Here is a 6,857-nt window from a genome sequence, read left to right on the forward strand (position 1 = left end):
TTTTCTTTAATGCTTTCCAGTTCATTTAAGTTAAGTTCTTTTAGTGCAGCTTTTAAACGACGCTCATGACGCAGAATATTAATGAAATCACTCATTGATTCTTACCTTATTTGATTGACTTAAATTTCATGTTGATTTGTATTCATTATAGCGAGATAAAGTATTTTAATTGAAGTTTATTATTAATTAAAAATTATGTGTCAAACAGAAAAAGCGGATCATTGATCCGCCTTTTATACACTCAGTTATTAACAATTAATTGTTACCATTGTCATCATCGTTATTATCGTCGTCTTTGTCTTCATTCTTATCTGAGTCGTCAGACTTATCTTTAAGCGATTGGCGTTTTTCTTTCATTTTTTCTTTTTCTGATTTACGTTTCTCTTTCATCGATTTCCATTTCTCTTTTTTCTCAGCTTTGTCTTCCTTGCGCTCTGCTTTTTGTTGTTTCCGTTCCTCTTTACGTTCTGCCATTTTCGCTTTTTGCTCGTTGCGGATAGCTTCCATTTCAGCTTTTTGCTCGTTTCGCATGGCCTCCATGTCAGCTTTTAAGTCGTCTTGCTGCTTGCGAACTTCTTCGCTGCGCTCTTGTTCTTCATTGTTATTATCTTCAGATTGCTGAGCCAGAGCGAAAGGGGAGGCTAATAAAGATAATATTGCTAAGGACGTTAATAGTTTCATAATACACCTCGTTTAAGGGACACTTAGGACTTAAATAAGTCGACAGGTTAAAAATTTACAAGTTCCTAAAATGAAAAAACACCAAAACATTTAGCATGCTTTGGTGTTTTTTGTTATGAGATTTACACTTTACTTACATATTAGGATAAGTTGGTCCGCCACCACCTTCCGGAACAACCCAGGTAATATTCTGACTGGGATCTTTAATGTCACAGGTTTTACAATGTATACAGTTTTGAGCGTTAATCTGGAAAACTTGTTTCCCGTCCTCTTCAACAACCTCATAAACGCCGGCGGGGCAATATCTTTGCGCGGGCTCTGCGTATTTCGGTAAATTAACCTCTAAAGGAATATCAGCGTTTTCCAGCTTTAAATGGCAAGGCTGATCTTCAGCATGGTTAGTATTAGATAAAAAGACAGATGATAAACGATCAAATGTGAGTTTATTATCAGGTTTAGGATAGTCAATTGCCTTAAAATCTTCGGCTTTACCGGTGGCTTTATAATCCGGTGTCCACTCTTTAAATTTAAAGGGTAATTTGCCGCCAAACCAATTTTGGTCAACCATGTTGTATGCGCCGCCTAACATGGTACCTAACTTATGAACTGCGCCGCCAAAATTACGAGAGCGGTATAATTCATCAAATACCCATGAGTTTTCAAAGGCGTCTTTAAAGCTACTGATGTCGTCGTTGGCTTTACCATTTTTAAGCTGTTCAAAGACGCATTCAGCGGCAACCATGCCCGACTTCATGGCAGTATGGTTACCCTTAATTTTGGCGAAATTCAAAGTACCGGCGTTACAGCCGACAAGTAAACCACCCGGGAATGTCATTTTCGGCAGTGAGTAATAGCCACCTTTGGTAATGGCACGAGCCCCGTAGGATACGCGCTTACCGTTTTCTATCACGTTTTTAATTGCCGGGTGCGTTTTAAAACGTTGGAACTCCTGAAAGGGGTTCAGATATGGGTTTGCGTAGTTGAGGTCCACAATTAACCCTAAATACACCTGTCCGTCTTCAGCGTGATAAAGGTAACCACCACCACTGGCATTACTGTCGGTTAGCGGCCAGCCTGCGGTGTGAACCACTTTCCCGGGTTCATGCAGCTCTTCTGGTATATCCCAAATTTCTTTAAAGCCTAAACCGTAGTGTTGAGGTGTACTGTCTTTATCCAGTTCAAACTTATTAATCAGTTCTTTACCTAAGTGTCCACGGCAGCCTTCTGCAAACAAAGTGTACTTAGCACGCAGTTCCATACCTGGCATGTAGCCATCTTTTTCACTACCGTCTTTAGCAACACCCATGTCACCAGTTTGAATACCGGCAACGCTGCCGTCTTCGTTGTATAGAATTTCTGAGGCTGCAAAGCCCGGGAAAATCTCTACACCTAGTTGCTCTGCTTGTTCTGCCATCCAGCGACAAAGGTTACCCATACTGGCAATATAATTGCCTTTATTATGGAAGGTTTTTGGCACGGTAAAGTCAGGTAGACGAGTGTGACTATCTTCGTCTTTTAACAGCAGAATATCATCGCCGGTAACTTCCGTATTAAGCGGCGCGCCGCGCTCTTTCCAGTCAGGAAAAAGTTCATTTAAGGCACGTGGTTCAAAAACGGCACCTGATAAAATATGCGCGCCAATATCAGCGCCTTTTTCAACAACGCATATCATGAGCTCTTGCTCATTTTCCTGTGCGAGTTGACCGAGTCGACAGGCCGTTGCCAACCCTGAAGGGCCAGCGCCAACAATTACGACATCAAACTCCATACTTTCGCGTTCCACGTTAACCTCCGCTATATTCAGGCAATCTGGATAGGGATAAGCCCTTTATACTGCTGTAATAATTGGGTGATTTGTCGTGCCGGCACGGGTTTACTAAAAAGGAACCCCTGGCCGGTACTACATTCACGCTGTAATAAAAATTCGACTTGTTCTTCTGTTTCAATACCTTCTGCAACCAGTTGAATATTCAGGTTGCGTGCAAGACTAATAATCGCCTGCGTAATGGTTGCGTCATCTTCGTTGTGGGGCAGGTCTTTAACAAAGGAGCGGTCAACTTTTAATGAAGTCACCGGGAAGTTCTTAAGATACGACAATGAAGAGTAACCTACGCCAAAATCATCGATTGCCAGTGACATTCCGTGTTCACGTACCGAATGCATAAAGCGGGTATGTGACTGAATATTCTCAATAAAGACTTGCTCAGTAAGCTCTAGTTCCACTTTGTTCGGTGGTATCTGAGCTTCATTTACGCGCTCCATAATATCATCAACCAGCTCAGGTAAGTGTAGCTGCTTTCCTGAAATATTGATCGCGATACTGAGCTCTTCAAATCCGATATCGTGCCATTGCTTCAATTGGAGAAAAGCTTCTTCCATAACGTATTCTGATATCGGAATAATCAAACCGGTATCTTCAGCCAATGGAATAAACTCATCCGGTGGAATAATGCTGCCGTCGTCGTCAACCCAGCGCACCAAGGCCTCAAGGCCGCTGATACGGCGACTGCTTAACTCAACCTTAGGCTGATAATAAACCGTTAATTGTTGTTTAGAAACAGCATGGCGCAGTCGTTTAACGAGTTCCAGCTTCTTGGTCAAGTCTCTGTGTATGGCTTTATCGTAAACTTTATAAGTGTTACGGCCATGCTCTTTAGCCTGGTAAAGAGCCGTATCGGCATTACGAATAAAGTATTCAGCGTTAAAGTCGGCATCCTCAGCAAAGGTAATACCAATGGATGCACTAATAAATAACTCGTACACATCAACAAAGAAGTGGGTGTCGAGAGCTTGCAGTAACTGTTCAGATAGCTTTATAACGCTCTCGCGACTGTCCGGCTCTGCTATAGCGAGTAAGAATTCATCACCACCAGCCCGGGAAAGAACACTGGACTTAGGAGCCAGCTTCGTAATACGGCGCGCAACTCTGCGTAAGAGTTCGTCACCAACGGTATGCCCCAGCGCGTCGTTAACTTCTTTAAATCTGTCTAAGTCAATGAAAAGCAAAGCTGCTTTCTTATGCGGTGATTCAGTTTCCAGCCATTCACCCAAAATACGTTTTAGCGCATTACGGTTTACCAGTCCGGTGAGCGAGTCGTGTTCGGCCAGGTATGCCATTTGCTTTTCAATGCGCTCTCGCTCGTCAATTTCACTATAAAGCTCAATGTTTGAATCGGCCAGTTGTTGCGCCTTAAAGCGGCTTTGCCCCAGAATATAAAGCACAAAAGTCAACATACTGGTAACCAGTAGCCCGGCAATTAAGGCCGCTACTGAGATACCACCGCGCAGCTGTTCCAAATGATTCGTCGTAGGCCAAACCGAAAGCTCCCAACTGTTGCCGACCAACTGTAATGAGTGATAATGGGACCATTCATCACGTAACGAAGAGTCTCCGGCAAACTGGAAAAGGACGTCGTCTTCACTTCGTACACTCAGTTGAAAGCCTTCACTAATATTACTGCGAACAACATTGCTGAACAGACTCTGTAGGCTAATGATGAACCCCAGAAAGCCTGGATTTTGCTCTCGTTCAACCCGGACGAAAATGGCAATGTCGCTGCTAATACGACCGAGATTTCCGGCAGGCCCCATCATGGCATGCCTATTACCTTCAGATGCTTCCAGTTTTCCAACCAGTGAAGTTTTAGAGAAAGAGGTGCCTAATAACTCCGGCTGTTCATTTTGGGGATAGATTAATTCAATGTTGAGGTCGTCATTAAGCCAGGCGATACCTTGCACGTTTTGATAGTACAAGGTAACGATATCGGCATTTTCCTTCCAGCGTTCCTTTATGGTCAGATCACTGCGTTCCCACTCTCTCGCCAGAAGTTCAGCGACAAATAAATGTGAAACCAGACTTTGCCGGATATCACGCTGTAAGCTGTAAGTTTCAGCTTCCAGTGCGTCGTGGACAACTTGGTTTTCTTGGTAACGCAAATAGCTAAAAGCGGTAACCGTAATAACCAGGCCTACAATGGCTGCTACGACCGCCTGCCGTGATCCGTGCAGGAACATCATGGATTAACGCAACTCCTCTCTATCACGGAAGTAATCCAGTGCTTCTGGGTTTGCCAGAGCATCTGTGTTTTTAACAGGCTCACCGTGAACCACATTACGTACCGCTAATTCAACTATCTTACCGCTTATAGTACGGGGTATATCGTCAACCTGCAAAATTACAGCAGGAACGTGACGTGGAGTCGCGTTTGCACGAATGGTTTTTGCAATGGTTTGACGCAGCTCGTCGTTAAGCTCTATACCTTCTCTTAGCTTAACGAAAAGAACGACACGCTCGTCATCGTGATATTGCTGACCAATAGCGATACTTTCCAATACTTCATCAACTTTTTCTACCCGACGGTAAATTTCAGCAGTGCCAATACGCACGCCGCCAGGATTAAGAACCGCATCAGAGCGGCCGTAAATAATCACGCCATCGTGCTGAGTTAGCTCGGCGAAATCACCGTGGGCCCAGGTATTTTCAAAACGGGCAAAGTAGGCGTTGTAATAGCGCTCACCGTCATCATCTCCCCAAAAGCTCACTGGCATGCAAGGGAAGGAATTTTCGCAGACAAGTTCGCCTTTTTCGCCACGAACCGGCTTGCCGTTATCGTCATAAACATTCACGGCTAAACCAAGCCCGCGGCACTGCAATTCACCACGGTAGACAGGCAGAATAGGGCAGCCAAGGGCAAAACAAGAAACAATGTCAGTACCACCCGATATAGACGAAAGACAAAGGTCTTTTTTAATGTCGCGATATACGTAATCAAAGCTTTCTGGCGGCAGTACAGAACCGGTTGTTAAGATACTGCGCAGCTTTTCCAGGTTGTGACTTTCTCTTGGTTTAACGTCGGCTTTTTCAAGTGCCGCTAAGTATTTTGCGCTGGTACCAAATACGGTAATGCCTTCTTCGTCTGCAACGTCCCATAAAAATTCAGGTTCCGGTGCAAAAGGAGAGCCATCAAATAAGGTAAGGGTAGCGCCAACAGCTAAACCGCTGACTAACCAGTTCCACATCATCCAGCCACAGGTGGTGAAATAGAATAGGTTATCGTCACGGTCTAAGTCGGTATGCAGGCCGTGCTCTTTTACATGCTGCAATAGCGTGCCACCGGTACCGTGAACAATACATTTAGGTACGCCCGTGGTGCCAGATGAAAACATAATATAGAGCGGATCATTAAAATTACGAGGAACAAAGTCTATTTGTGTTTGTTCGGCATCGCCAAAGTCATTCCAGGCAAAAACATTTTCACCTTTAAGGCGGTCTTTTTGTTGACTGAAATTGACCACAACGGTGGCTTCAATACTTTTTATTTCTTTTATAATATCCGCGGTTTTGCTTTTTATGTTGAGGTTTTTGCCATTATAAAAATAGCCGTCAACGGTTATCAGTACTTTGGGTTCAATTTGACCAAAGCGGTCAAGCACACCCTGAACACCAAAGTCCGGAGAGCAGGATGACCAGATAGCACCGATACTGGTAGTTGCCAGCATACCAATAATGGTTTCAATGCAATTGGGCATCATGGCAGCAACACGGTCACCAGCTTCGACTCCGCGTTGACGCAAGCCCGCGGCAAAGGCGGCTACTTCGTGGTTTAGTTCAGCATACGTCAGTTGTTGTCTTACGCCGTTTTCACCACGAAAAATAAGCGCAATGTGATCATCTCTATGGCGTAATAGGTTTTCAGCAAAGTTTAGTTTGGCTTCAGGAAACCATTTGGCACCCGGCATTTTTTCTTTATCGGTAACGACGGTAGAACCTTTTTCGCCAATAACATCAAAGTAATCCCATACCATCGACCAGAAGCTTTCGTCGTTGTCGACTGACCACTGGTAAAGGTCATGGTAATTGGCCAGTGCTACATTTTTATCTGTATTCACCTGTTGCAGGAAATCCGTCATGCGGGCATTGGCAATGGTATCTGCTGACGGTTGCCACAATGCTTCTGAAGTCATGTTTAATCCCCTTGTTTTGCCAATTCTGCTATCGCGACTTGTGAACGGGGGCCATGCGCTAAATGCTGACAAATATCGGCCCCGGCTGCGATTAACTTGTCCAGATCAATACCGGTTTTAATTCCCATACCGTTTAGCATGTACACCACATCTTCGGTGGCAACGTTACCACTGGCACCTTTAGCGTAAGGGCATCCGCCTAAACCAGCAAC

At 44.4% G+C, this 6,857-nt stretch carries 4 protein-coding genes and 2 pseudogenes; all 6 read right to left on the reverse strand.

Going from position 1 to position 6,857, the window contains the following annotated elements; genetic code table 11:
• Positions 1–95 (reverse strand): annotated as a pseudogene (locus B3180_RS15765) (H-NS histone family protein); the annotation flags it as partial.
• Between the two features lie 160 nt (positions 96–255).
• Entirely contained in the window at positions 256–681 is a 426-nt protein-coding gene (locus tag B3180_RS11545) for a hypothetical protein (RefSeq protein ID WP_222235481.1), read from the reverse strand.
• Positions 682–814: 133 nt separating this feature from the next.
• On the reverse strand, positions 815–2,464 hold the full coding sequence (locus B3180_RS11550; RefSeq protein WP_199494207.1) for an electron transfer flavoprotein-ubiquinone oxidoreductase: 1,650 nt from the start codon (positions 2,462–2,464) through the stop codon (positions 815–817).
• 17 nt (positions 2,465–2,481) lie between these two features.
• Entirely contained in the window at positions 2,482–4,698 is a 2,217-nt protein-coding gene (locus tag B3180_RS11555; RefSeq protein WP_278358758.1) for a putative bifunctional diguanylate cyclase/phosphodiesterase, read from the reverse strand.
• Positions 4,699–4,701: 3 nt separating this feature from the next.
• A complete protein-coding gene (locus B3180_RS11560) occupies positions 4,702–6,645 on the reverse strand; it encodes an acetoacetate--CoA ligase (protein WP_286844680.1) in 1,944 nt (647 codons plus the stop codon).
• Between the two features lie 2 nt (positions 6,646–6,647).
• Positions 6,648–6,857: pseudogene (locus B3180_RS11565) on the reverse strand (hydroxymethylglutaryl-CoA lyase); the annotation flags it as partial.

Source organism: Idiomarina sp. UBA4206, from assembly GCF_002383015.1.
Taxonomy (GTDB): domain Bacteria; phylum Pseudomonadota; class Gammaproteobacteria; order Enterobacterales; family Alteromonadaceae; genus Idiomarina; species Idiomarina abyssalis.

Excerpts from the sequence above, each read along its gene's own strand:
- B3180_RS11560 (WP_286844680.1), bottom strand. The coding sequence starts at position 6,645 with ATGACTTCAGAAGCATTGTGGCAACCGTCAGCAGATACCATTGCCAAT.
- B3180_RS11545 (WP_222235481.1), bottom strand. The coding sequence starts at position 681 with ATGAAACTATTAACGTCCTTAGCAATATTATCTTTATTAGCCTCCCCT.
- B3180_RS11555 (WP_278358758.1), bottom strand. The coding sequence starts at position 4,698 with ATGATGTTCCTGCACGGATCACGGCAGGCGGTCGTAGCAGCCATTGTA.